The 25162-nt window shown below is 30.6% G+C and carries 25 protein-coding genes and 1 pseudogene; 22 read left to right on the top strand and 4 right to left on the bottom strand.

The features are described from left to right. Positions 1-447: ROK family protein (locus IAA47_05540; GenBank protein MBU3842431.1), on the top strand; the 447-nt coding region annotated here is incomplete at its 5' end. Between the two features lie 45 nt (positions 448-492). Here IAA47_05540 and IAA47_05545 read toward each other — a convergent pair. Then, positions 493-1946: pseudogene (locus IAA47_05545) on the bottom strand (sodium:alanine symporter family protein). A gap of 35 nt (positions 1947-1981) precedes the next feature. Continuing rightward, on the bottom strand, positions 1982-2704 hold the full coding sequence (locus IAA47_05550) for a gamma-glutamyl-gamma-aminobutyrate hydrolase family protein (protein ID MBU3842432.1): 723 nt from the start codon (positions 2702-2704) through the stop codon (positions 1982-1984). Positions 2705-2944: 240 nt separating this feature from the next. Between IAA47_05550 and miaB the strand changes: the two genes are divergently transcribed. From miaB to IAA47_05590, 8 genes are read left to right on the top strand one after another with little or no spacing between them, the layout of a single operon-like run. Continuing rightward, positions 2945-4255: a tRNA (N6-isopentenyl adenosine(37)-C2)-methylthiotransferase MiaB gene (miaB, locus tag IAA47_05555; protein ID MBU3842433.1), complete on the top strand. Its 1311-nt coding sequence runs from the start codon at positions 2945-2947 to the stop codon at positions 4253-4255. Positions 4256-4280: 25 nt separating this feature from the next. Continuing rightward, positions 4281-5528, top strand: coding sequence for a transcription termination factor Rho (gene rho, locus IAA47_05560; GenBank protein MBU3842434.1), 1248 nt, complete (start codon positions 4281-4283; stop codon positions 5526-5528). Next, positions 5518-6504: a M23 family metallopeptidase gene (locus IAA47_05565; GenBank protein ID MBU3842435.1), complete on the top strand. Its 987-nt coding sequence runs from the start codon at positions 5518-5520 to the stop codon at positions 6502-6504. The genes rho and IAA47_05565 overlap by 11 nt, the downstream gene beginning before the upstream one ends. A 12-nt stretch (positions 6505-6516) precedes the next feature. Beyond that, positions 6517-7584 (top strand): flavodoxin-dependent (E)-4-hydroxy-3-methylbut-2-enyl-diphosphate synthase, encoded by a 1068-nt coding sequence (gene ispG, locus IAA47_05570; GenBank protein ID MBU3842436.1) that lies wholly within the window; start codon positions 6517-6519, stop codon positions 7582-7584. Further along, a complete protein-coding gene (locus tag IAA47_05575; protein ID MBU3842437.1) occupies positions 7559-7972 on the top strand; it encodes a hypothetical protein in 414 nt (137 codons plus the stop codon). The genes ispG and IAA47_05575 overlap by 26 nt, the downstream gene beginning before the upstream one ends. A 57-nt stretch (positions 7973-8029) precedes the next feature. Further along, the gene (locus tag IAA47_05580; GenBank protein MBU3842438.1) at positions 8030-8479 is read left to right on the top strand and encodes an RNA polymerase sigma factor; all 450 of its coding nucleotides are present in this window, start codon (positions 8030-8032) and stop codon (positions 8477-8479) included. Position 8480: 1 nt separating this feature from the next. After that, on the top strand, positions 8481-8801 hold the full coding sequence (locus IAA47_05585) for a hypothetical protein (GenBank protein MBU3842439.1): 321 nt from the start codon (positions 8481-8483) through the stop codon (positions 8799-8801). Between the two features lie 12 nt (positions 8802-8813). Beyond that, entirely contained in the window at positions 8814-9215 is a 402-nt protein-coding gene (locus IAA47_05590) for a hypothetical protein (protein MBU3842440.1), read from the top strand. Positions 9216-9265: 50 nt separating this feature from the next. On the opposite strand, the gene aroA is transcribed toward IAA47_05590, so the two are convergent. Then, a complete protein-coding gene (aroA, locus tag IAA47_05595; GenBank protein ID MBU3842441.1) occupies positions 9266-10531 on the bottom strand; it encodes a 3-phosphoshikimate 1-carboxyvinyltransferase in 1266 nt (421 codons plus the stop codon). A 205-nt stretch (positions 10532-10736) separates the two neighbouring features. Here aroA and brnQ point away from each other — a divergent pair, with 205 nt between their 5' ends. The 9 genes from brnQ to gpmI all read left to right on the top strand — a co-directional run bounded on the left by brnQ (position 10737) and on the right by gpmI (position 17888). After that, positions 10737-12017 (top strand): branched-chain amino acid transport system II carrier protein, encoded by a 1281-nt coding sequence (brnQ, locus tag IAA47_05600; GenBank protein ID MBU3842442.1) that lies wholly within the window; start codon positions 10737-10739, stop codon positions 12015-12017. A 122-nt stretch (positions 12018-12139) separates the two neighbouring features. Further along, positions 12140-13099, top strand: a complete 960-nt coding sequence (locus IAA47_05605) for an RluA family pseudouridine synthase (GenBank protein MBU3842443.1) — start codon at positions 12140-12142, stop codon at positions 13097-13099. Continuing rightward, on the top strand, positions 13089-13709 hold the full coding sequence (locus tag IAA47_05610) for a ribonuclease HII (GenBank protein ID MBU3842444.1): 621 nt from the start codon (positions 13089-13091) through the stop codon (positions 13707-13709). Before IAA47_05605 ends, IAA47_05610 begins: the two co-directional genes overlap by 11 nt. Further along, on the top strand, positions 13699-14061 hold the full coding sequence (locus tag IAA47_05615) for a YraN family protein (GenBank protein MBU3842445.1): 363 nt from the start codon (positions 13699-13701) through the stop codon (positions 14059-14061). The genes IAA47_05610 and IAA47_05615 overlap by 11 nt, the downstream gene beginning before the upstream one ends. Beyond that, complete coding sequence (locus tag IAA47_05620) at positions 14045-14254, top strand: hypothetical protein (protein MBU3842446.1); 210 nt, start codon at positions 14045-14047, stop codon at positions 14252-14254. The genes IAA47_05615 and IAA47_05620 overlap by 17 nt, the downstream gene beginning before the upstream one ends. Continuing rightward, positions 14223-14864 carry a ComF family protein gene (locus tag IAA47_05625; GenBank protein ID MBU3842447.1) on the top strand — a complete coding sequence of 214 codons (642 nt, stop codon included), beginning with the start codon at positions 14223-14225 and terminating at the stop codon, positions 14862-14864. The genes IAA47_05620 and IAA47_05625 overlap by 32 nt, the downstream gene beginning before the upstream one ends. Before the next feature lie 13 nt (positions 14865-14877). Then, the gene (locus IAA47_05630) at positions 14878-15498 is read left to right on the top strand and encodes a chemotaxis protein (protein ID MBU3842448.1); all 621 of its coding nucleotides are present in this window, start codon (positions 14878-14880) and stop codon (positions 15496-15498) included. A 95-nt stretch (positions 15499-15593) separates the two neighbouring features. Continuing rightward, positions 15594-16346: a triose-phosphate isomerase gene (gene tpiA / locus IAA47_05635; GenBank protein ID MBU3842449.1), complete on the top strand. Its 753-nt coding sequence runs from the start codon at positions 15594-15596 to the stop codon at positions 16344-16346. Positions 16347-16370: 24 nt separating this feature from the next. Next, positions 16371-17888, top strand: a complete 1518-nt coding sequence (gpmI, locus tag IAA47_05640) for a 2,3-bisphosphoglycerate-independent phosphoglycerate mutase (GenBank protein ID MBU3842450.1) — start codon at positions 16371-16373, stop codon at positions 17886-17888. Between the two features lie 222 nt (positions 17889-18110). On the opposite strand, the gene IAA47_05645 is transcribed toward gpmI, so the two are convergent. Beyond that, the gene (locus tag IAA47_05645) at positions 18111-20225 is read right to left on the bottom strand and encodes a glutamine synthetase III (GenBank protein ID MBU3842451.1); all 2115 of its coding nucleotides are present in this window, start codon (positions 20223-20225) and stop codon (positions 18111-18113) included. Positions 20226-20474: 249 nt separating this feature from the next. Between IAA47_05645 and ptsP the strand changes: the two genes are divergently transcribed. From ptsP to IAA47_05665, 4 genes are read left to right on the top strand one after another with little or no spacing between them, the layout of a single operon-like run. After that, positions 20475-22208, top strand: a complete 1734-nt coding sequence (gene ptsP / locus IAA47_05650) for a phosphoenolpyruvate--protein phosphotransferase (protein MBU3842452.1) — start codon at positions 20475-20477, stop codon at positions 22206-22208. 17 nt (positions 22209-22225) lie between these two features. Further along, on the top strand, positions 22226-22495 hold the full coding sequence (locus tag IAA47_05655) for an HPr family phosphocarrier protein (protein ID MBU3842453.1): 270 nt from the start codon (positions 22226-22228) through the stop codon (positions 22493-22495). Between the two features lie 2 nt (positions 22496-22497). Next, positions 22498-23367, top strand: coding sequence for a 4-hydroxy-3-methylbut-2-enyl diphosphate reductase (gene ispH, locus IAA47_05660; GenBank protein ID MBU3842454.1), 870 nt, complete (start codon positions 22498-22500; stop codon positions 23365-23367). Beyond that, positions 23367-24989, top strand: coding sequence for a 30S ribosomal protein S1 (locus IAA47_05665; GenBank protein ID MBU3842455.1), 1623 nt, complete (start codon positions 23367-23369; stop codon positions 24987-24989). Before ispH ends, IAA47_05665 begins: the two co-directional genes overlap by 1 nt. Positions 24990-25162 lie beyond the last annotated feature (173 nt).

The following is a 25162-nucleotide window of genomic DNA, read 5'->3' on the forward strand; positions in this document are numbered from 1 at the left end:
CTAGTACATGGTATGCTACACCCAGAGATGGGACATATAATAATAAAAAGACACCCTAAAGATAACTATGAAGGAAAGTGTCCATTTCATAAAGATTGCTTAGAGGGAATGGCAGCAGGTCCAGCTATAGAGGCTAGATGGGGGAAAAAAGGATATGAGCTACCATCAGATCATGAAGCTTGGGATTTAGAAGCTTACTATATAGCTCAAGGATTAGTTAACTTCATACTAACTCTATCTCCAGAAAAAATAATTCTAGGTGGTGGAGTTATGAAACAGGAACAACTATTTCCAAAGATAAGAAAAGAGATTGTTGAACTATTAAAAGGATATATTCAAACAACTGAAATTTTAGAAAATATTGATAACTATATTGTTTATCCTGAATTAGGTGATAATGCTGGTCTTCTAGGAGCAGTGGCTTTAACTCTAGAAAATAATTATTAAAAAAATAAAGAAGAGGGATGAATAAAATTTCCCTCTTCTTTTAAATTATCTATTTTTATCCTCATAAAACACAGGGATTTTATCCTCTTCTGCTACTTCTTTCTTAAGTATATATCTAGTTTTATAGTCTTTAAATAGTTTAAAGAAAGTTCCACTTAAAGATAGAATAACAGCGATATTTATAAAAGTAGGAATAGCAGTTGTAAAATCTGCAAACAGCCATACTTTAGCCCCAGGCATTCCTATTGTTGTAGCCATTACTACCATTACAAATCCAGGAACAGGGTAAAAAATTCTATAAAATTTTAAGATACTATCTTTTAATTTTGGAGATGATTTCATAAGATGTCTTAAGATAATCTCATAATAAGCATACCATCCAGAAGATGTAGTTACTCCAAATAGAAAAATTCCAACAGCGATAAATATTTTACTAGCCGATCCCATACCAGTTTCAAATGCACTTAAAGTAAGAGTCGCTCCAGTAGCTCCACTATTCCATACACCAGTGATAACAATAACTAAACAAGTTAAAGTACAAACAACCATAGTATCTACAAATACTTCAAAAGCTCCCCAAAGACCTTGTTTTATAGGATGATCAGTTTGAGCAGAAGAATGTATCATAGGAGAACTTCCCCAACCAGCTTCATTACTAAATACAGATCTAGCCATTCCAATTCTCATAGCTTGTCTAAAAGTAGCTCCAGTAAATCCACCAATAGCAGCAGTTCCATTAAAAGCACCTGAAAAAATAAGTCTAAATGTTTCAGGAAGATTATGAATATTTATTAAAACTATGTATAGAGCTGCTATTACATAGAAAAGGCACATAAAAGGAACAACTTTTCCAGCTAATTTTCCAAGAGATTTTATCCCACCAATGATAAGAATATAGTTACAAACGATATATATTATACTAGCGTATATTATTTTTATTCCAAAAGCTGAACTGATAGCTTCAGATACAGTATAATTTTGTACAGTTATAAAGAAAGTAGAGATAATTCCACCACCAAAAATTATAGCAGGAATAAACCACCACTTAATCCCCTTTTCTTCACCTAGTCCTTTTTCCATATAATAAGTAGGACCTCCATAAAGCTCCCCTTTTTCATCTTTTTCTCTATAATACACACCTAAAGAAACTTCAGCCATTTTAAGGATCATTCCAACAAAAGCAGCAATCCATAGCCAAAATAGAGCCCCAGGACCTCCAACAGCCATAGCAGTAGCTACTCCACCAATATTTCCAACACCTACAGAACCACCAATAGCAGTAGAAACGGCTTCAAAAGGAGTAATAAGTCCTTTTCCTCTCCTTCTGCCTTATTTCCTTTTTTTATAATTTTAAGAATAGTTTCTGAAAATATATGTTTAAGGTAAATAACTTGAAAAAATCCTAATTTAAAAGTAAAATATAGACCAGTTCCTAGAATTATCACAATAATAGGTAGTCCCCACAAAAAATTAACAAAAGCTTCGAAATAATTTAACATTTTTATATCTCCCCCATTTAAATTTTTTAACTTTTCTATTTACAACTATTAACAAATTCAACAAATATTTTTCTCATATCTTCGTTTCCTCTAGCAGTCATCATTTCAGGATGCCATTGTAATCCATAAAGGAATTTGTGATTTTTCATTTGAAAAGCTTCAATTACTCCATCTTCAGTTACAGCTATAATTGTTAAATTTTCCCCCAACTTATCAACTGCTTGATGATGAAAAGAGTTAGTAGAGATCTCTTTTCCAAAAAGTTTACTTAAGATATTATCGTTATCAGTAATTTTAACCTTATGAACTGCTAATTCAGGAAAAAAGTCTTGACTATGTTTTAATACTTCAGTTCCTTTATATCTTAGATCTTGAAAAAGAGTTCCACCTAAAAATACATTGATTAATTGATGACCTCTACAGATACCAAGTATAGGTTTATTAGTTTTAAAGAACTCTTTTAAGATAAGAAATTCACATTCATCTCTTTCTGGGGAGATGATTCCCATATTTTGTTCAAAATCTTGTCCATAGTAGCTAGGATTAATATCTACTCCTCCAGCAAAGATAATTCCATCAAGTAGTTCAAGTTGTTTTTTGATTACTTCTAGATTAGAGGTAACAGGTAAAACAATAGGAATACCTCCACTTTCTATAATAGATTTTGAATAGTCGATGCTGACAGTAGTTCTATGGTAGTTTCTAAGACCATCTTCTATTTCATAAGCTGATGTTATACCTATTATAGGTTTTTTCATATAAATCTTTCCTCCTTTTTTGTATTTTTTTTCCAAAATATTATAATAATAAAAATAATTTATTTTTTTTTATTATAACATAAATACAAAAGAGAGCAAGTATTAAATTAGAAAAAGTTTATTAAAATGTAACTATTTTTTATTTGAAAAATATAGAAAAAACTGGTAAAATGATAAGATGAGTTATTTTGTCAAAAATCAAAAAAGACTAAAAAAATGTTATTAATAGGAGGAAAAATAGTGAAAAAAGCTTCAATCATAACTTATGGTTGTCAAATGAACGTAAACGAAAGTGCAAAAATAAAAAAGATGTTCCAAAATATGGGATATGAAATTACTGATAATATAGAAGAATCTGATGTTACTTTTTTAAATACATGTACAGTAAGAGAGGGAGCAGCAACTCAAATCTATGGTAAATTAGGAGAGTTAAAGCACATAAAAGAAAATAAAGGTATGATAATAGGAGTAACTGGATGTTTTGCTCAAGAGCAAGGTATTGAGTTAGTAAAAAAATTCCCACAAATAGATATTGTTATGGGAAACCAAAATATAGGAAGAATACCGCAAGCTATAGATGATATAGAGCATGGAGTAGATAAGCATCTTGTTTTCACAGACTGTGAAGATGATCTACCACCTAGATTAGATGCTGATTTCGAATCTAAGAAAACAGCTTCAATCTCAATAACTTATGGATGTAATAACTTCTGTGCATATTGTATAGTACCATATGTTAGAGGAAGAGAGAGATCAGTTCCTATGGAAGAGATCTTACATGATGTAAGACAGTATGTATCTAAAGGATATAAAGAGATAATATTACTTGGACAAAACGTAAACTCTTATGGAAAAGAGTTCACAAATGGAGATAATTTTGCAAGGTTACTAGAGGAGATCTGTAAAGTAGAGGGAGACTTTATAGTTAGATTTGTTTCTCCACACCCTAGAGATTTCACAGATGAAGTAATTGATGTAATTGCTAAAAATGAAAAGATAGCAAGATCATTACACCTTCCATTACAAGCTGGATCATCAACTATATTAAAGGCTATGAATAGAGGATATACTAAAGAGCAGTATATAGCTTTAGCTAACAAAATAAAAGAAAGAATACCAGGAGTAGCCCTTACAGCAGATATTATAGTTGGATTCCCTGGAGAAACAGAAGAGGATTTCCAAGATACATTAGATGTAGTAAGAGAAATTCAATTTGACAACAGTTTCATGTTTATGTACTCTATAAGAAAGGGAACAAGAGCAGCTACTATGGAAAATCAAATAGATGAGGCTGTAAAGAAGGATAGACTTCAAAGATTAATAGATGTACAAACAGCATGCTCATTAGCAGAGAGTAAAACATATGTCGGAAAAACTGTAAGAGTGTTAGTAGAGGGAGAAAGTAAGAAAAACAAAGAGGTATTAAGTGGAAGAACTTCTACTAACAAGATAGTTCTATTTAAGGGAGATAAAGCTTTAGAGGGAACTTTCGTAAATGTAAAGATAAATGATTGTAAAACATGGACTTTATATGGAGATATTGTAGAGTAAAATATTATTTAATATTGAGGTGGATATGGATAGATTGGATAAGTTTCTTTTAAAGGAGCTTTTAGAGATAGCAAAACAGCTAGGATTAACAATAAAATCTGGAATAAAGAAAAATGAGATAAAAGAGTTAATTGAAAAGGATATCGAAAGTAAAGAGGGAACTGACATAGCATGGGGAGTTTTAGAAGTTCTCCCAGATGGATATGGATTTTTGAGAGGAACAAGTGTAGAAAAGGATATATATGTTTCAGCTTCACAAGTAAGAAAATTCAAATTAAGAACTGAAGATAGAGTCGTAGGAGAGGTAAGAGAACCTTCTGGAGATGAGAAAAACTATGCTTTAAAAAAGGTTTTACTAGTTAATGATGGAACTTTAGAAGCAGCTGAATCTAGAGTACCTTTTGAAGAGCTTATTCCAGCATATCCAACAGAGAAGTTTACTTTAGAAACAGATAGCAAGAATATATCAGGAAGAATAATAGATCTAATAGCACCAATAGGGAGAGGGCAAAGAGCCCTTATAATAGCTCCACCAAAAGCTGGAAAAACTATGTTGATAAGTAGTCTTGCAAACTCAATAATGCAGACTAGTAAAGATGTAGAGGTATGGATTTTATTAATAGATGAGAGACCAGAAGAGGTTACAGATATAAAAGAGACTGTAATTGGGGCACAGGTATTTGCTTCTACCTTTGATGAGGATCCTAAAAATCATATTAAAGTAACTGAAAGTATCTTAGAGAGAGCTAAAAGAAAAGTAGAAAATGGCGAGAATATAGTTATTTTAATGGATTCGTTGACAAGGCTTGCAAGAGCTTACAATATAGTGATACCATCTAGTGGAAAATTAATATCTGGAGGTATAGATCCGACAGCTTTATATTATCCTAAAAACTTTTTCGGAACTGCTAGAAATATTAGAGGGGGAGGAAGTTTAACTATAATTGCTACTGTTCTTGTAGATACAGGTAGTAAGATGGACGATATAATTTACGAAGAGTTTAAATCTACAGGAAACTGTGATATTCATTTAGATAGAAACTTAGCTGAACTTAGATTATTCCCAGCAATAGATATTCAACGTTCTGGAACTAGAAAAGAGGATCTATTAATTCCTAAAAAAGAGTTAGAAGCAATTTGGAAGATAAGAAGACATCTTTCAAAATTTGATAAAGCTGAAAGTTTAAAAAGATTAGTAGATACATTAAAAAGTACTCAAAGTAATAAAAGTATGCTAGAACAGTTTGAAAAAGGGGTAAAGGATGAGAAATAAGATAGTTGTACTTATAATATTAATCATAACTTTCTATGTTGGTATGTTAGTTGGAACTCCTTTTAAAACTGAAGTAGTAGATTTGAAGCAATTTACAGATTATTATGAAGAGGGAGCAGTAGAAACTGGAGGTTGGGAAGTTCAAGCTGATAACTTCTATACTTTTACTAGAGAATATTCAGTATTCGGAAGTAAAGGAACAGTAACTCCAGTAGATGAAAATAAAATTCCAGAAAAAAAAGTTTATGTAGTCCAAAAAGGTGATACATTATCAGAAATAGCAGAAGCCCATGGAATGGGACTGAGTGTTCTTATGGCAAATAACCCAGGAGTATCTGCAAATAATTTAAAAGTTGGACAAAAGCTTACAGTATTAACAGGAAATGGAATTTTCTATAAAGTTGGAAAAGGGGATTCTTTAAATAAGATAGCAGAGTTATTCAAAGTTAATATAGATGAAGTAAAGAAGATAAATAATCTTACTTCAAATACAGTTCAAGTTGGAGATACGCTGTATATAAAAAATCCTAATGTAACAAAATATCTAGGAACAACAAGTCCTACTGTTGATAATAGAAGTAGCTTAGGGTTTATAATGCCAATTAAGTATACAGGGTTAACAAGTCCTCAAGGAAATAGATTCCATCCAGTTTTAAAGAGATATATTTATCATGCTGGAGCTGACTTAAGAGCTCACTTTGTACCTCTTTATGCTTCAAAAGAGGGAAAAGTAACCTTTGCTGGAACTATGAATGGTTATGGTAAGATAATAATTATTCAACATAGTGGAGGATATGAAACTAGATATGGACATCTAGATAAAATTGGAGTTAGAAAAGGACAGTATGTAAAAACTGGAGAGTTAATAGGAAAAACTGGACAAAGTGGAAGGGTAACAGGACCACATCTTCACTTTGAGCTTAGAAAAAATGGAAAGGCTTTAAATCCAATGAAATATATGCCAAAAACAAAATAAAGAGGGATAATTATGAGTAGAGTAGTAAAAGTGGGTAACCTTTTAATAGGTGGAGGAAATCCAGTTGTAATACAATCGATGACAAATACAACAACAAGTAATGTAGAAGCTACAGTTGCACAAATTAAGAAATTAGAATCTGCTGGATGCCAAATGGTGAGAATGACAATTAATAACGAAGAGGCAGCTAAGGCAATAGGGGAGATTAAGAAAAGAGTAAATATTCCTCTATGTGCAGATATTCATTTTGATTACAAATTAGCTCTACTGGCAATAGAAAATGGAATAGATAAACTTAGAATTAATCCTGGAAATATAGGTTCTGATGAGAATATAAAGGCTGTTGTAGAAAAAGCAAAAGAAAGAAATATTCCAATAAGAATAGGTGTAAACTCAGGTTCAATTGAGAAACATATACTTGAAAAATATGGAAAACCAACTGCTGATGGAATGGTAGAAAGTGCAATGTATCATATAAATCTATTGGAAAAAAATGGATTTGAAGATATAATAATCTCACTAAAGGCAAGTAATGTTAAGATGATGGTAGACGCGTATAGAAAAATAAGCAAATTAGTAGATTATCCATTACATTTGGGAGTAACAGAGGCTGGAACAGCTTTTCAAGGAACTGTAAAATCTGCAATAGGAATAGGATCATTATTAGTAGATGGAATAGGAGATACAATAAGAGTTTCTCTTACTGAAGATCCAGTAGAAGAGATAAAAGTTGCTAAGGAAATACTTAAGGTTTTAGGACTTATAGATGCTGGAGTTGAGATTGTATCATGCCCAACTTGTGGTAGAACAGAGATAGATTTGATAGGGTTAGCTAAAAAAGTTGAAAAAGAGTTTGAAAACGAGAAGAGAAAGATTAAGATAGCTGTAATGGGGTGTATTGTAAATGGACCTGGAGAAGCTAGAGAAGCAGACTACGGTGTAGCTGGAGGAAAAGGTGTAGGAGTTCTTTTCAAAAAAGGACAGGTAGTTAAAAAGGTAGATGAATCTGAAATATTAATTGAGTTAAAAAAGTTAATAATGGAGGATATGGAAAATGAAAATATGGAGAGTAATAATTAGTGTACTTTTTATTCTTTTAACAGCGTGTACATCTATTAGAAGTAATGAAAATATCTCTTTAGATAAGATAGCTGGAAGAAAAAAAGTGGTTATAAATTATGATAGAGGAAGATATAATAGTGTAAAATTAGATAATATTGTTATTGATTCAGGAAGAGAGTATTATGTAAAAGAGGGAGCGTACACTCTTTCATACATAGAAGAAACATTCTTAAATGGATATATAGATCTTTCTTGGCAAGGAAGTAAGGGAAGAGCTGGAGATAGCAGTAGAAAAATTCCAACAAATAAAGTGGTAGAGATCCAAGAGGACACAGAGATAAACTTAGAGAATCACACAGTTCAAATTAATTTCTCTGGAAGTATAAATTCTAATAAGAAGTTTTAAACTTTTTTTAATAGAATGGCGTCTAAATGATATAAAAAAGTGTGAGGGTAGAAATTAATGGACTTTGATGAGATTTTCGAGGAGTATTTTGATAGGATATATTACAAAGTTTTAGGGGTAGTAAAAAATCCTGAAGATGCTGAAGACATATCTCAGGAAGTTTTTATGAGTGTCTATAGAAACTTAAAGAGCTTTCGTTCTGAAAGTAATATATATACTTGGATATACAAGATTGCAATTAATAAGATTTATGATTTTTTTAGAAAAAGAAAGATAGAGTTAGATATTAATGAGGAGATATTGATGTTAGAGGATAATAGCAATATTGAGACATCAATTTTTTTAGAGGAAAAATTGAAATTAATATCACCTAAAGAGAGAGAGATCGTAATACTGAAAGATATATATGGATATAAGTTAAAAGAGATAGCAGATATGAAAAATATCAATATCTCAACAATAAAATCTATATATTATAAGGCAATCAAGGATATGGGAGGAAATTGATATGGTATCACCAAAAGATAGAGTAAAAGCTAATATATATAAAGAGTTGTTTGAGCAGGAGAAAAGAAAAAATAAAAGAAAATCACTATTTTCAGTTTCACTATTTTTTCTAGGGATTTTTACAAGCTCGACTTATCAAATGTTAATTAGTGAGACGCCTATAGAATCAACTTTAAATTATGCTATAAATAAAACTACAAATAAGGTAAGTTATGGAAAGAGTGATTTATCTTTAGAGCATTTCTTTAATCCAAACTTTTTTGATGATAAAAAAATAGAGATAGATACTGATGAATTATTTGGATTAGATACGCAGATATAGTGGAGGACATCAATGAAAAAGATTATTTATTTCCTTGTAATAGTACTATGCTCAACAACAATAATTGCATCAGAGGGATTAGGAATAGTTTCAGATGAGGATTTTTTAAAGGTAGGAGTAACATCTGAAAATGTAGAAAAAGCTAAGATGATGGTAAATAGAGTTAGCACTAATTATAAGATGTTAATACTTGAGAAAAAACAACTAGAGTTAGAAGTGAATAAGTATGTGTTAGAGGGACCAGAGGCTAACCTTGAAAAGATAGATGCTATATTTGATAAAATAGGAGCAATAGAGGCAAGTATTTTAAAAGATAGAATAAGAAGTCAGATAGAGATGCAAAAATATATTACTCAAGAACAATATTTAAAAGCTAGAGATATAGCTATAAAGAGATTAAATACTCCAAAATAAGAGAGAGGGTGTTATAAACTAAAAGTTTGTAATACCCTCTTTTGTATCAACTAGAATATCTCCAGTTTAATATTTAGTTTTTTCAAATCTTCAAAGAAATTAGGATAGGATTTTGAAATTGCTTCAGCTCCATCAATAATTAAAGGTTTATCAAGCATTGTTGCAAAAATAGCAAGACTCATAACAACTCTATGGTCTTTATGTCCAAAAACTTCATTACAGCTAGTATAATTTCTTTTTCCTGTGATATAAATACTATCTTGATCAGAGTTTATATCTACTCCCAATTTTTTAAGCTCCATTTCCATAGCTTCTATTCTATCACTCTCTTTATATCTTAATCTATGAGCATTGTATATCTTAAAACTTCCATTACCATATGCAGATAATACAGTTAGAATAGGACCAAGATCAGGACAATTTTCAAGGTTAATATTATAGCTTTGTGGAATACCATTAAAAAATCTATATCCATTTTCAAGGGTTTCCACATCAATATGACATTTTTTTAAAATATCAATTATCTCTTTATCCCCCTGTTTAGATTTTGTATTCAATCCTTTACAAGTCAGATCGTTATTAATAGCACCCAATACTGCAAAAAAACCAAGTTGAGAAAAATCACCTTCTACATAGTAATCAGTTGGAGTGTAGTGTTGGTTTCCTTTAATAAAAATAGTCAACTCATCTAAAAATTCAATCTCTATTCCAAATCTATTTAACATTTCAATAGTTAAATCAATATATGATTTTGATTCAAAGGGAGGAATAATTTTAATAGTAGAATCTCCCTCAAGAAGTGGAAGAGTAAATAGCAATCCACTTATGAATTGAGAGCTAATATCTCCTCTAATGGTATAGTTAGTAGCTTTTAATTTACCAGATATCTCAATTTTTTCATTATCTTGAAAGTATAAAAGATTTTGACTTTTGAATATCTCTTCATATATTTTTTGTGGACGTTGGAGCAGTCTATTTCTACCTCTAAACTCAATTTTTTGATTAGTAAGTGAAAATATAGGAATGAAAAATCTAAGGGTAGAACCAGATTCATTACACTCTATAATATTTTCCTTTAAATTAGAAAAATTTTTAACTCCTTCAATATATAAATTATTACCTTCTTCTGTTATAATAGCTCCAAGTTTTCTCATTCCTTGAATAGTAGCAATGATGTCATCAGAGTAAGCTATATTTTCAATTTTACTTTTACCATTTGCAAGAGAGGCACAGATAATAGCTCTGTGTGCCATACTTTTTGAAGGTGGAAGAGTAACTTCACCAGAACATTTTGATGGATATATTTTAACTTTCATAATAACTCCTTAATTTTTTTCTATATTTTACAACTTTTTCTCTTAAAATAATAGTCTTGAAAAATAAATTTAGGAAATATAAATATATGATTTGACGTATTTTATAAAAAATGGTATAATTTATAAGTCGTTTATGTCTAAAAAAATAGTATAAAACATATTTATGGGGATAGAACATTAAAAACTGAATAAGGGAGTGAGAACAATTTATAAGAGCAAGGATATTATTTTAACAGGATTTGCACTATTTGCAATGTTATTTGGAGCAGGAAACTTAATATTTCCACCAACTGTAGGATATATAGTAGGAGATAACTGGAAATTAGCAGCTTTTGGTTTTTGTATTACTGGAATTGGTTTTCCATTAATGGGAATAATAGCTTCAGGTTTTGCTGGTACAGAACTGGATCACTTTTCAGATAAAGTATCACCACTATTTAGTAGAGTTTTTAATACTGTCTTAATTTTAGCAATAGGACCATTTTTAGCTATACCAAGAACTGGAGCAACAGCTTATGAAGTAATGGTACTTCCACATTTAAATGGAGATAGTTCAATATTAAAGTATCTATTTCTAGCAATTTATTTTGGAGTTGTTTTACTATTTTCTTTGAGAGAGAGTGAAGTAATAGATAGAATAGGGAAAATTTTAACTCCAATTCTTTTAATAGTTTTAGCTATTATAATATTTAAAGGGGTATCTACTCCGATAGGAGAGGTAATAGCAACAGGAACGACAAATAATTTTAGATATGGATTCTATAATGGGTATCAGACAATGGATACTCTTGCAGCTATTATATTTGCAAGTATAATTTTAAAAACTATAACTGGAAAAAATAAAGATTTAGGAAGAAAAGAGCAATTAGTATTTTTATTAAAAGCTAGTGGAATAGCTGTATTAGGATTAGCAATAGTATATGGAGGACTTTTATATATAGGTGCAACTTCAACAGCTGTATTAGAAAATAGAGGAACAACTCAGCTTTTAAATGATATTATAGCAAGACTTTTAGGAAAAACTGGAAATATTCTTCTAGGTATCTGTGTTGCTGGAGCATGTCTTACTACTGCAATAGGGCTTACAGCTACAGTTGGAGATTATTTTAGTTCAATATTAAAAATTAAATATGAAAAAATAGTTATTATTAATGTTTTAGTAAGTTTTATTTTTGCTAGTTTTGGTGTTGATTTAATAGTTCAGATAGCAGCTCCAATATTAACTTTTATATATCCAATAGCTATTGTTCTTATAGTTTTAAACTTCTTTAAAAAATATTTAGGAAGTAGAGGAGTATTTATAGGGTGTGTAATAGGAGCTGGATTGATAGGAGCAGTTGAAACTTTACAAATGTTAGGAGCATGTCCAGTTACAATAGCAACTCTATATACAAGGCTACCTTTCCAAGATTATGGATTAGCTTGGATATTACCAAGTATAGTATTTGGAGTAGTATTTAGAGTGATAGAGAAGATAAGAAAGTAAAATAATTTAATTATATAAAGGGAAAAAGCCTACTAATAGTAGATTTTTTCCTTTTTATATTTATATACAAAATATTTTCTAGTATGGTATAATATAGTGAATAGAGAATGTATAGGAGAAAAATAATGGATATAAAGGAAACATTAACAGTATATGCTAATGAAGATGATAAAGGTAAAAGAATAGATAAATTTTTAAATGAGTTGATAGATGATGCAACTAGATCATATATCCAAAAGATAATAGATAATGGATTAGTAGAGATACAGGGAAAAAAGATTACAAAGAGTGGAAATAAATTAAAGGGAACGGAAACGATTGTTGTAAATATTCCAGAGGATGAGGTGTTAGATTTAATACCAGAAGATATACCACTAGATATAATTTATGAGGATAGTGATATAGTGGTAATTAATAAATCACCTAATTTAGTGGTACATCCAGCCCATGGAAATTATACAGGAACACTTGTGAATGCTCTTTTATATCATATAAAGGATCTATCTACAATAAATGGAGTGATAAGACCAGGTATAGTTCATAGATTGGATAAGGATACAAGTGGAGTAATAGTAGTAGCGAAAAATGATGAGGCTCATGGAAAACTTTCAGAGATGTTTAAAGAGAAAACTTTAGAAAAAACCTATGTTTGTATAACAAAGGGAATATTTAAGGAAAAAAGTGGAAGAGTAGAAACTTTGATAGGAAGAGATCCTAGAGATAGAAAGAAGATGGCGGTAGTAAATGAGAATGGAAAGATAGCTATCTCAAATTATGAAGTTTTAGATGAGGGAAAAAATCACTCTTTAGTTAAGGTAAGAATAGAAACTGGAAGAACTCATCAAATAAGAGTTCATATGAAACATCTTAATCACCCAATAATGGGAGATACAACCTATGGAAATGGGAGCGAAGGAGCAGAGAGACAGATGCTACACGCTTACAGTTTAAAATTTACACATCCTACAAAAAATATTGAGATGAGGGTAATTGCTCCATTACCTGAAGATTTTAAAAGAGCGGCAAGACATGTGGGAATAGATATATCTAAGATAGAAAGTGAGATAAAAGATGGAGAGTAATTTACTTTATCAATTTGATTTAGAAAAAGGAACAGAGATAATAGGAGTAGATGAAGCTGGAAGAGGACCTCTTGCTGGGAGTGTCGTAGCAGCAGCAGTAAAATTAAAAAAATATTCAGAAAAACTTCAGGAGATAAATGATTCTAAGAAACTTACTGAGAAAAAGAGAGAGAAACTTTTCGATATTATTATGGAAAATTTTGAAGTAGGTATAGGAGTAGCTTCAGCTCAAGAGATAGATGAGATAAATATATTGAATGCAACTTTCTTAGCTATGAGAAGAGCTATAGAGGAGTTAGGAAAAAAGAGTAGTACAGATGTTCTGATACTTGTAGATGGAAATTTTAAAATAAGAGAGTATAATGGAGAGCAGGAACCGGTGATAAAAGGGGATGCGAAGAGTTTATCTATAGCAGCAGCTTCTATAATTGCAAAGGTAACAAGAGATAGGATGTTAGTTGAAGAGGGAAAAGAGTATCCAGAATACCACTTTGAAAAACATAAAGGATATGGAACAAAGGCTCATAGAGAAGCTCTTTTAAAGTATGGACCAACACCTATTCACAGAAAGACATTTTTAACAAAAATATTGGGAGAAAATGCAAAATAATAGAAGTGTTGGAGATAGGTATGAGGAGTTAGCTACAAAGTTACTTATCTCAAGAGGATATGAGATACTAGAGAGAAATTATAGAGTTAAAGCTGGCGAGATAGATATAATTGCAAGGATAGAGGACACGATAGTATTTGTAGAGGTAAAGTATAGAAAAGATAGTAGATTTGGTTATGGAATAGAGGCAGTTGATTATAGAAAGATTAGAAGAATATATAAAGCTGCCGAAATTTATCTGACTTTGAATAGAAAATTATCATCTAAGATTAGATTTGATTGTATAAGTTTTTTAGGGAAAAAAATATCTTGGACAAAAAATTTAACATGGGGTGATGAAATTGGATTTTAAATGTGTAAAATGTGGATGTGAAAAATATCAAGTAAAAACAACAGTTATTCCAGAAAAAAGCCCTGGTTTAAAGCTAGAGTTTGGAACTTATTATATAAAAACCTGCCTTAACTGTGGATATACGGAGATGTATTCTGCAAAGATAGTGAATATGGAGAAAAATGATAAGAAAAAACCTTGTCCAGAGTATTAAAAATCTGGTTTTTTCTCAAAGATGTCCAATATGTAAAAAAATTTCCCAAGATAACAGTTATATTTGTGAAGAGTGTTATTTTACTCTAAGAAAAAAGGGTAAGATAAAAAATATTGAAAATTATTACTATTTGTATTATTATAACGATGAGATAAAGAGATTAATAGCTGATTTTAAATTAAAAAATAGAAAAAGTTTAGGAAAAGAGATATCCTCTATTATTAAGAGACCTTTAACAGAACTTATTTTAGAGAAGGAAATTGATATGATATTGCCTGTTCCTATAAGTAAAGAACGGGAGAAAGAGAGAGGCTTTAATCAAGTAGAGGAGTTACTTGATAATTGTGGTATAAAGTATCAGAAGATAGAAAGAGAAAAAAATACTAAACATATGTATGAGTTACTCAATAGTGGAAGTAGAAAGGAAAATATCTACAATGCCTTTAGAAATAGAGGATTAGATATAGAGGGAAAGAATATACTGATTGTAGATGATATTGTAACAACAGGAAGTACAATAAAAGAGATGGTAAAGGAGATAAAGAAGGTTGGAACTCCCAATAATATATATGTTTTCTCTTTAGCTGTTTCAAAAATTTTTAAGCCATAGATTAGGAGAGAAGATGGAGTTATATATAGATAATAAAAAGGTAGAGTTAAAGCAAAAAAGATTTAAAAGCTTTGGACGAATGATAAATGAGATAACAAAACAACTGACTCAAGATAATAAAGTTCCATATAAGTTTTATATAAACGGGGAAAAATTGAAAGATAATACTGTTGTAAATTTAAAAGATTTGAAATTAGTAGAAGTAATAACTAAAACAGAGGGAGAGATGTTGCTAGACTCAATAATGAGAGCTAAGGAACAGATTGATATATTTTTCTCAATTTTTGATTCTGAAGATGACGAAGAGGAGAATTCTGGAAAAACAGCAGTAATGGTGAGTGAGATAGAGATAGTAGAGAGAGGAATATTTTTAAGATGGTTCTATAATCTATTATTACTTATAAAAGCTAGTGGAGATTTAGATTTTGTATATAGTGATTTTGATGAATATATAGCTGAGTTTGAACGTGAGATGGAACAAGCTGAAAAAGCTTATGATGCCCATGACTATGAAACATTTGTAGAGATGCTAGAATTTTCTATAGGAGATCTACTACAGGACTTCTATGAAAATGCTGAAAATTACTATAGTGATATTTTAGAAGAGGAAAATCGTAAAAGATTGCTCAATTAAGAGTTAGTTACTGACCAATGTAATAGTTGAAAATTGCTAAGCTCTATGATAAGATGTAAAATAAGAGTAAATATAATTATAATGGAGGAAATTTCATGAGAACAAATGTAATAGCTGGAAACTGGAAAATGAATAAAACAAATGCAGAAGCTGTAGAAATGCTTACTGAATTAAAAGGATTAGTAAAAGATGTAGAAGGAGTAAAAATAGTAATAGGAGCTCCATTCACAGCTTTATCAGATGCTGTAAAAGCAGTAGAAGGAAGTAATGTAGAGATAGCTGCTGAAAACGTATATCCAAAATCATCAGGAGCTTATACTGGAGAAGTTTCTCCTACAATGTTAAAAGCAATAGGAGTAAAATATGTAATCTTAGGACACTCAGAAAGAAGAGAGTACTTCTGTGAAACAGATGCATTTATCAACGAGAAAGTAAAGGCTGTACTTGCAGCTGGAATGACTCCTATCCTATGTGTTGGAGAAAAATTAGAAGATAGAGAAGCTGGAAGAACTACTCAAGTAAATGAAACTCAAGTAAGAGAAGGATTAAAAGATATAACAGCTGAAGAAGCTAAAAATATAATCATAGCTTATGAGCCAGTATGGGCAATAGGAACAGGAAAAACTGCTACTCCAGAAATGGCACAAGAAACTCACAAAGAGATTAGAGATGTATTAAGATCTATGTTTGGTGCTGTAGCTGAAGAGATGGTAATCCAATATGGAGGATCAATGAAACCTGAAAATGCTGCTGAATTATTAGCTCAAGCTGATATCGATGGTGGATTAATAGGAGGAGCTTCATTAGAAGCAGCTTCATTTGCTAAAATAGTTTTAGCTGCTAAATAGTTAAATTTTAGGAGGAGTAAAATAATGAAAAAACCAGTAATGTTAATGATATTAGATGGTTGGGGAATAAACAAAAATGCAGATCAAAAAAATGCTATAACTGCTGCTAACCCAGAAACATTTAATAGACTTATGAAAGAGTATCCTCATTCAGAATTACAAGCTTCTGGAGAGGCAGTAGGATTACCAGAAGGACAAATGGGTAACTCTGAAGTAGGACACTTAAATATAGGATCTGGAAGAATAATATATCAACCATTAGTAGAAATTTCAAAAGATATTAAAGAGGGAACAATATATGAAAACCCAGTATTAAAAGAGGCTTTTGAATATGCAGTAGCTAATGGGAAACCAGTTCACTTTGGTGGACTTCTATCAAATGGTGGAGTACACTCTCACATAGATCACCTATTTGGACTTTTAGCTATGGCTAAAAAATATGGAGTAAAAGCTTATGTACACGCTTTCCTAGATGGAAGAGATACAGCTCCACAATCAGCTAAAGGATTTATAGAAGAGTTAGAAGCTAAGATGAAAGAGTTAGGAGAGGGATCAATAGCTACTCTTTCTGGAAGATACTATGCTATGGACAGAGATAAGAACTGGGATAGAGTAAAATTAGCTTATGATGCTATGGTTTTAGGAGTAGGAAATAAAGCTAATTCAGCAATCGAAGCTATAGATGCGTCATATGCAGAAGGAAAAACAGATGAATTTGTTGTTCCAACAGTTGTAGATGCTAATGGTTTAATAAAAGCTGGAGATGTATTTATCAACTTTAACTTCAGACCTGATAGAGCAAGAGAGATAACAAGAGCTTTAAATGATAAAGAGTTTACAGGATTTGAAAGAGAATACCTAGGATTAAAATTCTACTGTATGCGTCAATATGATGCGACAATAGATGCTCCAGTTGTATATGGAGAAAAAGATATCACAAATACATTTGGAGAAGTTTTAGCAAAAGCTGGAATGAAACAATTAAGAACTGCTGAAACTGAAAAATATGCTCACGTAACTTTCTTCTTTAACGGAGGAAAAGAGGAGCAATTTGCTGGAGAGGATAGAAAATTAGTTGCATCTCCAAAAGTAGCAACTTATGATTTACAACCAGAAATGTCAGCTTGTGGAGTAACAGAAGGGCTAATGGAAGCTTTAAACTCTGGAGAGTATGATGTTATAATAGTAAACTATGCTAACCCAGATATGGTAGGACATACAGGAGTATTTGATGCTGCAGTAGCTGCTGTTAAGAAAGTAGATAAGTGTATTGCTAAGGTTTCTGAAAAAGTTTTAGAACTAGGAGGAACTTTATTAATTACAGCTGACCATGGAAACGTAGAGTTAATGGAAGATCCAGAAACTCATATTCCATTCACAGCTCACACTACAAACAACGTACCATTTATCTTAGTTTCTAACGAATACAAAAATGCTAAGTTAGAAGATGGAAAATTATCTGATATAGCTCCAACTATGTTAGATATCTTAGGACTTGCTAAGCCAGAAGAGATGAATGGAAAATCTTTATTAGTAAAATAGTGATGTAAAAAGTTTTACCAAATAATATTGGTAAAAAATAGATAGCTTTTATATATAGCTCCAGTGGGGTTTCCGCTGGAGTTATTTTGTTATTAAAAACTTATTAAATTTTTTATTTAAATATATATTGAAAATTTTTATTAAATATTAGAATTTTATTGAAAAATAAAAAGGTGTTAGTACCTTTAAGGTACTAACACCAGAAATTCTCTCTTTTATTTTTTATAATCTGAATAGTAAGTCATAGTAAGTAGGGATAGGCCAAACTGTTTTATCAACTAGAAGTTCTAAAGAGTCTACAACAACTCTCATTTGATTAAGTAGAGGTACTAAATTACTATTGTAGAAGCAAGCTCTTTCATAATCATCAGTTATCATAGTGGCAGTTCTTAAACCTTCATTTAATTCAGTAATACAATTTTTTAATTTATTTTTGAAGTTGATAACTTTTATTAAATGTTCCTTATCAAATTGGATATACTCTTCTTCTTTTAAGGCTTCTCTAACACTATTGATCATTTGAGAGATGTTAGTTACATATTTTATTATACATGGATATATCTCATTTCTAGCCATTCTAATAGCAGTAGAGATCTCTATATTAGTTTGCTTATTATATCTTTCACTATATACTTTAAATCTTGAATAAAGTTCATTTCTAGATAAAACTCCGTTTCTTTCAAAAAGGTCAATAGTCTCCTCTCTGATAAAAACAGGGATACCCTCTACAGTATTTTTTAAATTAGAAAGACCAAGTTCTTTAGCTCTATCTATCCAAGAACTCTCATATCCATTTCCATTGAATATAATTCTTTTATGTAAATTATATCTCTCTTTTATTAATTTGATTATATATTTATTAATATTTTTTGTAGGATCAGTTTTTTCAAGAATATCAGCATACTCTCCTAATATATCAGCTACGATAGTATTAATTATAAATACAGGAGTTGAAGCTGAGGCACTAGATCCAGGCATTCTAAATTCAAATTTGTTTCCTGTGAAAGCAAATGGAGAAGTTCTATTTCTATCAGATAGATCTCTAGGAATTTTAGGAATACGAACTCCAATATCTATAGTATCTTTAATATCATTTGATTCTAAGAAAGAGGCATTTCCTATATTTTCAAATAATTCTTGTAACTGTTCACCTAAGAATATAGAGATAACAGCAGGAGGAGCCTCATGTCCACCAAGTCTATGGTCATTTCCAGGTGTAGCTGTACAAGCTCTTAAGACATCAGCATATCTATCAATTCCTTCAACTACAGCCATTGTATAAAGTAGGAATTGTAGATTATCTGGAGTTAGATTATCTGGATCATAAAGATTAATTCCAGAATCAGTAGCAAGAGACCAGTTACAATGTTTTCCAGAACCGTTTACACCTTGGAAAGGTTTTTCATGTAATAGTGCAGCTAGTCCATGTCTATTTGCCACTTTTTTAATAGTATCCATAGCTAGGTGGTTTTGATCTACAGATACATTTGCTGATGTAAACATTAAAGCTATTTCAAATTGGTTAGGGGCTACTTCATTGTGTTTAGTTTTAGCCATAACTCCAAGCTTCCAAAGTTCAGCATCTAGCTCAGACATAAATATCTCTACTCTCTCTTTTATAGTACCGTAGTAGTGGTCATTCATCTCTTGACCTTTTGGAGGAAGATTTCCAAATAGTGTTCTTCCAGCTAGGGCTAAATCTTGTCTTTTATCCCAAAACTCTTTTTCAACAAGGAAATACTCTTGTTCAACTCCAAGGGTAACATTGATATGTTTAGTATCAAAATCTCCAAGAAGTTTTTGAATTCTTAAAGCTTGGTTTTCAATTGATTTGATTGATCTTAAAAGTGGAACTTTTTTATCAAGAGCTTCTCCATTATATCCAACAAGTGCAGTAGGAATATAAAGAGATTTAGTTACTCCTTCTCCTTTAATAAACATTGGAGAACTAGTATCCCAAGCAGTATATCCACGAGCTTCAAACGTAGATCTTAATCCACCATTAGGGAAAGAAGAGGTATCGGCTTCACCTTTAATTAGATCTTTTCCAGAAAATTGAGACATTATAGTCCCTTCAGAAGTGACAGAAATGAAAGATTCGTGCTTTTCAGCAGTAAGTTCAGTAAGAGGTTGGAACCAGTGAGTAAAGTGAGTAGCTCCCTTTTCAGTAGCCCAGCTTTTTACAGCGTTGGCAATAACATCAGCAACTTCAAGAGACATTTCGGCCTCACCAGATTGCACAGCCTTGAATTTTTTAAAAATAGAACTAGGGACTCTACTCTTTAATTCAAGTTCTGAAAAATAATTTACTCCAAAGACGTCTAACATAGTGTTCATTTAAGAAATCCTCCTTATGAAATATAGATTAAATAAAAAATTCAGTACTATAATCATATATAACTTAAAAAATAAATACGATTTTTATTCATGAAATTGATTATATTAATAGAGATTTTAACATATGTTCATAATATAATCAATGATTTTTTTAAAAACTTTTTATATAATTAAAAAATTGAAAAAAATTACAAAATAAGATATAATTTTATAGAGTATAGGAATAGGGAAGAAGGGGTGGATTTTTTAATGGAGAGATTACTAGGAAAGTGTGTATATGAAGGGATAGTAATAGGTGAAACATATCTAGATATAGACACTAATTTGCAGAATGAAAAGGAAAATATCCCCTTTGAAGATATTGATAAAGAGATTTTAAGATTAGAAATAGGAATACAAAGAGCAATTTCAGATTTAAGAGGATTGAAAATTGATTTAAAGGGAAAAGTAGATGAGAAAGAATTAGAGATAATAGAGGCTCATACCCTACTTTTAGAGGATCCTATGTATATTGCTGATATCAAAAAGATGATAAGAAAAGAGCAAAAAAAATCTGAATATGCAGTAAAAGATGTAACAGAAAAATTTGTAAGACTTTTTGAGAATATTGATAGTCCAATATATAAGCAGAGAGGATTGGATATAAAGGATGTATGTAACAGACTTATTGAAACTTTAAAAAGTGAGAATGAAGACTATAAAGTTTTTGATGAAAAGATACTTATAACTAAAGAGATATATCCTACAGAGTTATTGAAACTTCATAGAGAAGGAATAAATTTAAAAGGAATTATAATGGAGTATGGAGGAGAAACTTCACATCTAGCAATATTGGCAAAGGCTCTTAAGATACCTACTCTTATGGGAGTGAATGATGTATTCAATCACAATTGGAAAGAGAGAATTATACTTGATACTACTGAAGAAAATATGTGTGTAATAACTGATCCAACAGAGGAGCAGATAGCTGAGTATGATAAAAAAAGGAAAAAGTTTTTACGAAAGTTAGATTTAATAAAAAGAGGTGCTCATCTTCCAAGTATTACAAAGGATGGAATCGATATAAAGCTTTACTTAAATTTAGGAGATGGAGAGCAGGATAAGGAGAATGAGATTTCAAGAGAGTTAGTTGAAGGGGTAGGTTTACTTAGAACAGAGTTAATCTATATGAAAAATCAAAATTTTCCAACAGAGGAGCAACAGATAGAGAAGTATGCTCAAATTTTAAATGGCTTTTCAAAGGAGCAACCAATAATAATTAGAACATTAGATATTGGAGCTGATAAGCAACTTTCATATTTTAAAGTAACAGAGGAGGCTAATCCATTCTTAGGATTAAGAGGAATAAGATTTTGCTTAAAATATAGAGAGATTTTCGAAACACAGTTGAGAGCAATATTAAGATTATCTGAAGAGAGAAATATTAAAATAATGTATCCTATGATAACTACATTAAATGAGATGAGAGAAGCTAATAAAATATTGGAAAAAGTAAAAGAGGATTTAAGAAAAGAAAATATAAAATTCAATGAAGATATAGAAATTGGAATAATGGTAGAGGTTCCATCAGTTATAATGATGGCAGAAGCTTTTGCTAAAGAGGTGGATTTTTTCAGTGTAGGAAGTAATGACTTAACTCAATATATATTAGCAACAGATAGATTGTCAGAGACGGTAGGAGAGCTATATAGTTCATATAATCCAGCTGTTTTAAGGGCAATATACCATATAAAGAAAGCAGCAGATAAATATGATAAAAAGATATCTGTTTGTGGAGAGATGGCTGGAGATTTAAAAGGCTTGGTAGCTCTTTTAAGTCTAGGAATAAAGGATCTAAGTATGGTAGAATCTTCAATCTTATCAGCTAAATCACTAGTGAGAAATTTAAATTATAAAGAGTTAGAGGAGATAAGAGAGAGGATTTTAACAGAAGAAACCCCAGAAGGTGTAAAAGAGCTATTAAAAAATTATATAAATTATTAAAATTAGGAGATATAGATATGAAAAGTAGAATAGTAGAGATAAAGAATAAAGCTGGTCTTCATGCAAGACCATCATCACTGTTTGTTCAATTAGTTACAGGATTTGATTCTGATATTACAGTAAAATGTGATGATGAGGAGATAAATGGAAAGAGCATAATGGGACTTATGTTATTGGCAGCAGAGCAAGGAAGAAAGCTTGAACTTATAGCTGATGGTCCAGATGAAGATGAGATGCTAGATGCTCTAGTAGATTTAATTGAAGTTAAAAAATTTAATGAGGAATAGTTATGGAGATTATAAGAGCAAAACATATGGGATTTTGTTTTGGAGTTGCTGGAGCTATTAAAATGTGCTATAAAGTTTCTAGTGATGAAAAAAATAAAGGAAAAAGAATATATATTTTAGGTATGTTAGTTCATAATGAACATGTAGTGAGTGAGCTTTCTAAGCAAGGATTTAAAATTGTTGAAGAAAGAGATATCTTAGCTGAAAAAGATGAATTACAGAAGGGAGATATAGTAATAATAAGAGCTCATGGAACATCAAATAAAATTTTTCAAGCTTTGGTTGAAAGAGAGGTAGAGATCTATGATGCTACTTGTGTCTTTGTAACTCAGATAAGAAAAACTCTTGTAGATATGGAAAGTCAAGGATATGATATAATATTTATAGGTGATAAGGAGCATCCAGAGGTAAAGGGAATAATATCTTTTGGAAAGAGAGTATCTGTTTGTAATGATTTAGAGGAATTAAAAAATTTGGAAATAGATCCTCAAAGAGAGTATTGCTTACTTACTCAAACAACTTTAAATAAAAAAAAGTTAGAAAAAATAAAAAGTTATTTGGAAAATACACATCAAAATGTTAAAATATTAGATAAGGTATGTGGAGCTACTCAAGTTAGACAAGAAGCAGTAGAAGAGTTAGCTAAACAGGTGGATATACTTATAGTTATCGGTGGAAAAACAAGTTCAAATACAAAAAAGCTATATGATATATCAATGAGTTTTAATCCTAATACATATCTGATTCAAGATGAAACTGACTTAAAAGATGAGTGGTTTGAAGGAAAGAGTAAGATAGGTATTACAGCGGGAGCCTCAACACCAGAAGAAATAGTAATTAAAATAGAAAATCAAATAAGGGGGATTCATTAATGTATAACAACGAAAATTATGATGAATTTGAAGCTCTGTTAAATGAGTACTTACCAGCAGAGGAAAAAACAAAGGTAAGAGCAAAAGGAGTAATTGCACAAAGAGATAGAAACTTTGCTTATCTTGATGTACAAGGACAACCAACAAGTGTTAGAGTTAGAAATGAAGAGCTTTTAGACTATAATATAGGTGATGAAGTAGAGATTCTTTTAGTTGGAGAAACTGAGGATGGAGAGTTCATCATCGGTTCTAGAAGAAGAATTGATATGGAAAATAGTTTAAAAAGAATAGAGGAAGCTTTTGAAAATAAAGAGATCCTTACAGGAAAAATAGTTAAAAGAATAAAAGGTGGATATATAGTTGAAGCTTTATTCCATCAAGGATTTTTACCAAATTCTTTATCAGAGATTAATATGAATGAAGGAGATAACTTCATCGGTAAAGAAGTTCAAGTTATGATAAAGGATATTCAAGTAGAGAAGGATAAGAAAACTAAAAAAATAACTTTTTCAAGAAAGGATATCACTCTTCAAAAAGAGGAGCAAGAGTTTTCTCAATTAAAAGTAGGAGATGTAGTTAAAGCTGAAGTAACTGATATTTTAGACTTTGGATTATTAGTTAAAATTGGACATTTAAAAGGATTTGTTCACATCTCTGAAATCTCTTGGAAAAAATTAGAAAAATTAACTAATGAGTTTAAAAAGGGAGATATAATAGAGGGAGTAGTAATCTCTTTAGAAGCTGAAAAGAAAAATGTTAAACTATCTATAAAAGCTCTAACTAGAAATCCTTGGGAAGTTGTTGCAGAAACTGTAGGAGTAGACTCTGTAGTTGAAGGAAAAGTAACAAAATTACTTCCATATGGTGTATTTGTAGAGATAGCTGATGGAGTAGAGGGACTTGTTCATATGTCTGATTTTACTTGGAATAAGAAAAAAGTAAATCTTGGAGAGTTTGTACAAGTTGGAGATAATATAAAAGTAAGAGTACTTGAATTTGTACCAGCTGAAAGAAAATTAAAACTAGGAATAAAACAATTATGTGAAAATCCTTGGGATTCAGCTGAAGAGAGATTTGCAGTTGGAAAAGAGTTAACTGCAAAGGTTTTAGAAGTAAAACCATTTGGATTATTTGCAGAGGTTGAACCAGGAGTAGATGTATTTATTCACCAATCAGATTATAACTGGCAAGGTGAAGTTAATAAAAAATTCTCTGTAGGAGATACAATTAACTTTAAAGTTATCGAATTAAATATGGATGATAACAAAATAAAGGGAAGTATAAAAGCATTAACTAAGAGTCCTTGGGAAGTAGCTTTAGAAAACTATAAAGTGGGACAAACAGTTGAAAAAGAGATAAAAAATATAATGGATTTTGGATTATTCTTAAATCTATCTAAAGGAGTAGATGGATTTGTTCCAACTCAAATGGCATCAAAAGATTTCATAAAAAATCTAAAAGATAAGTTTAAAGTAGGAGATATCGTAAAGGCTCAAATAGTTGAGATAGATAAAGAGAAACAAAGAATAAAACTATCTATTAAAAAGATAGAGCAAGAGGAAGAAAGAAGAGAGAATCAAGAACTTCTTTCTAAATATGGAACATCTTCTACTGAAGAGTAATAGATAATCAGATAATTGAGGGATTGTAGAAGATTAAACTTCTAAATCTCTCATTTTTTCTTAATAAATTATAGAAATTTTTATATGTAAAGAATTTTAAAAAATATTATACAAAAAACTTTTAATTGCCATAAGATAGACACATAAAAGAGGTATACTTAAAACATAATAAA

Source organism: Candidatus Fusobacterium pullicola, from assembly GCA_018883725.1.
Lineage (GTDB): Bacteria > Fusobacteriota > Fusobacteriia > Fusobacteriales > Fusobacteriaceae > Fusobacterium_A > Fusobacterium_A pullicola.

Bases quoted from the DNA above. Each gene is read 5' to 3' on its own strand.
- IAA47_05550 (MBU3842432.1), bottom strand. From the start codon at position 2,704: ATGAAAAAACCTATAATAGGTATAACATCAGCTTATGAAATAGAAGAT.
- rho (MBU3842434.1), top strand. From the start codon at position 4,281: ATGGATAGATTGGATAAGTTTCTTTTAAAGGAGCTTTTAGAGATAGCA.
- IAA47_05565 (MBU3842435.1), top strand. From the start codon at position 5,518: ATGAGAAATAAGATAGTTGTACTTATAATATTAATCATAACTTTCTAT.
- ispG (MBU3842436.1), top strand. From the start codon at position 6,517: ATGAGTAGAGTAGTAAAAGTGGGTAACCTTTTAATAGGTGGAGGAAAT.
- IAA47_05575 (MBU3842437.1), top strand. From the start codon at position 7,559: ATGAAAATATGGAGAGTAATAATTAGTGTACTTTTTATTCTTTTAACA.
- IAA47_05580 (MBU3842438.1), top strand. From the start codon at position 8,030: ATGGACTTTGATGAGATTTTCGAGGAGTATTTTGATAGGATATATTAC.
- IAA47_05585 (MBU3842439.1), top strand. From the start codon at position 8,481: ATGGTATCACCAAAAGATAGAGTAAAAGCTAATATATATAAAGAGTTG.
- IAA47_05590 (MBU3842440.1), top strand. From the start codon at position 8,814: ATGAAAAAGATTATTTATTTCCTTGTAATAGTACTATGCTCAACAACA.
- aroA (MBU3842441.1), bottom strand. From the start codon at position 10,531: ATGAAAGTTAAAATATATCCATCAAAATGTTCTGGTGAAGTTACTCTT.
- IAA47_05610 (MBU3842444.1), top strand. From the start codon at position 13,089: ATGGAGAGTAATTTACTTTATCAATTTGATTTAGAAAAAGGAACAGAG.
- IAA47_05615 (MBU3842445.1), top strand. From the start codon at position 13,699: ATGCAAAATAATAGAAGTGTTGGAGATAGGTATGAGGAGTTAGCTACA.
- IAA47_05620 (MBU3842446.1), top strand. From the start codon at position 14,045: ATGAAATTGGATTTTAAATGTGTAAAATGTGGATGTGAAAAATATCAA.
- IAA47_05625 (MBU3842447.1), top strand. From the start codon at position 14,223: ATGATAAGAAAAAACCTTGTCCAGAGTATTAAAAATCTGGTTTTTTCT.
- IAA47_05630 (MBU3842448.1), top strand. From the start codon at position 14,878: ATGGAGTTATATATAGATAATAAAAAGGTAGAGTTAAAGCAAAAAAGA.
- tpiA (MBU3842449.1), top strand. From the start codon at position 15,594: ATGAGAACAAATGTAATAGCTGGAAACTGGAAAATGAATAAAACAAAT.
- gpmI (MBU3842450.1), top strand. From the start codon at position 16,371: ATGAAAAAACCAGTAATGTTAATGATATTAGATGGTTGGGGAATAAAC.
- IAA47_05645 (MBU3842451.1), bottom strand. From the start codon at position 20,225: ATGAACACTATGTTAGACGTCTTTGGAGTAAATTATTTTTCAGAACTT.
- ptsP (MBU3842452.1), top strand. From the start codon at position 20,475: ATGGAGAGATTACTAGGAAAGTGTGTATATGAAGGGATAGTAATAGGT.
- IAA47_05655 (MBU3842453.1), top strand. From the start codon at position 22,226: ATGAAAAGTAGAATAGTAGAGATAAAGAATAAAGCTGGTCTTCATGCA.
- ispH (MBU3842454.1), top strand. From the start codon at position 22,498: ATGGAGATTATAAGAGCAAAACATATGGGATTTTGTTTTGGAGTTGCT.
- IAA47_05665 (MBU3842455.1), top strand. From the start codon at position 23,367: ATGTATAACAACGAAAATTATGATGAATTTGAAGCTCTGTTAAATGAG.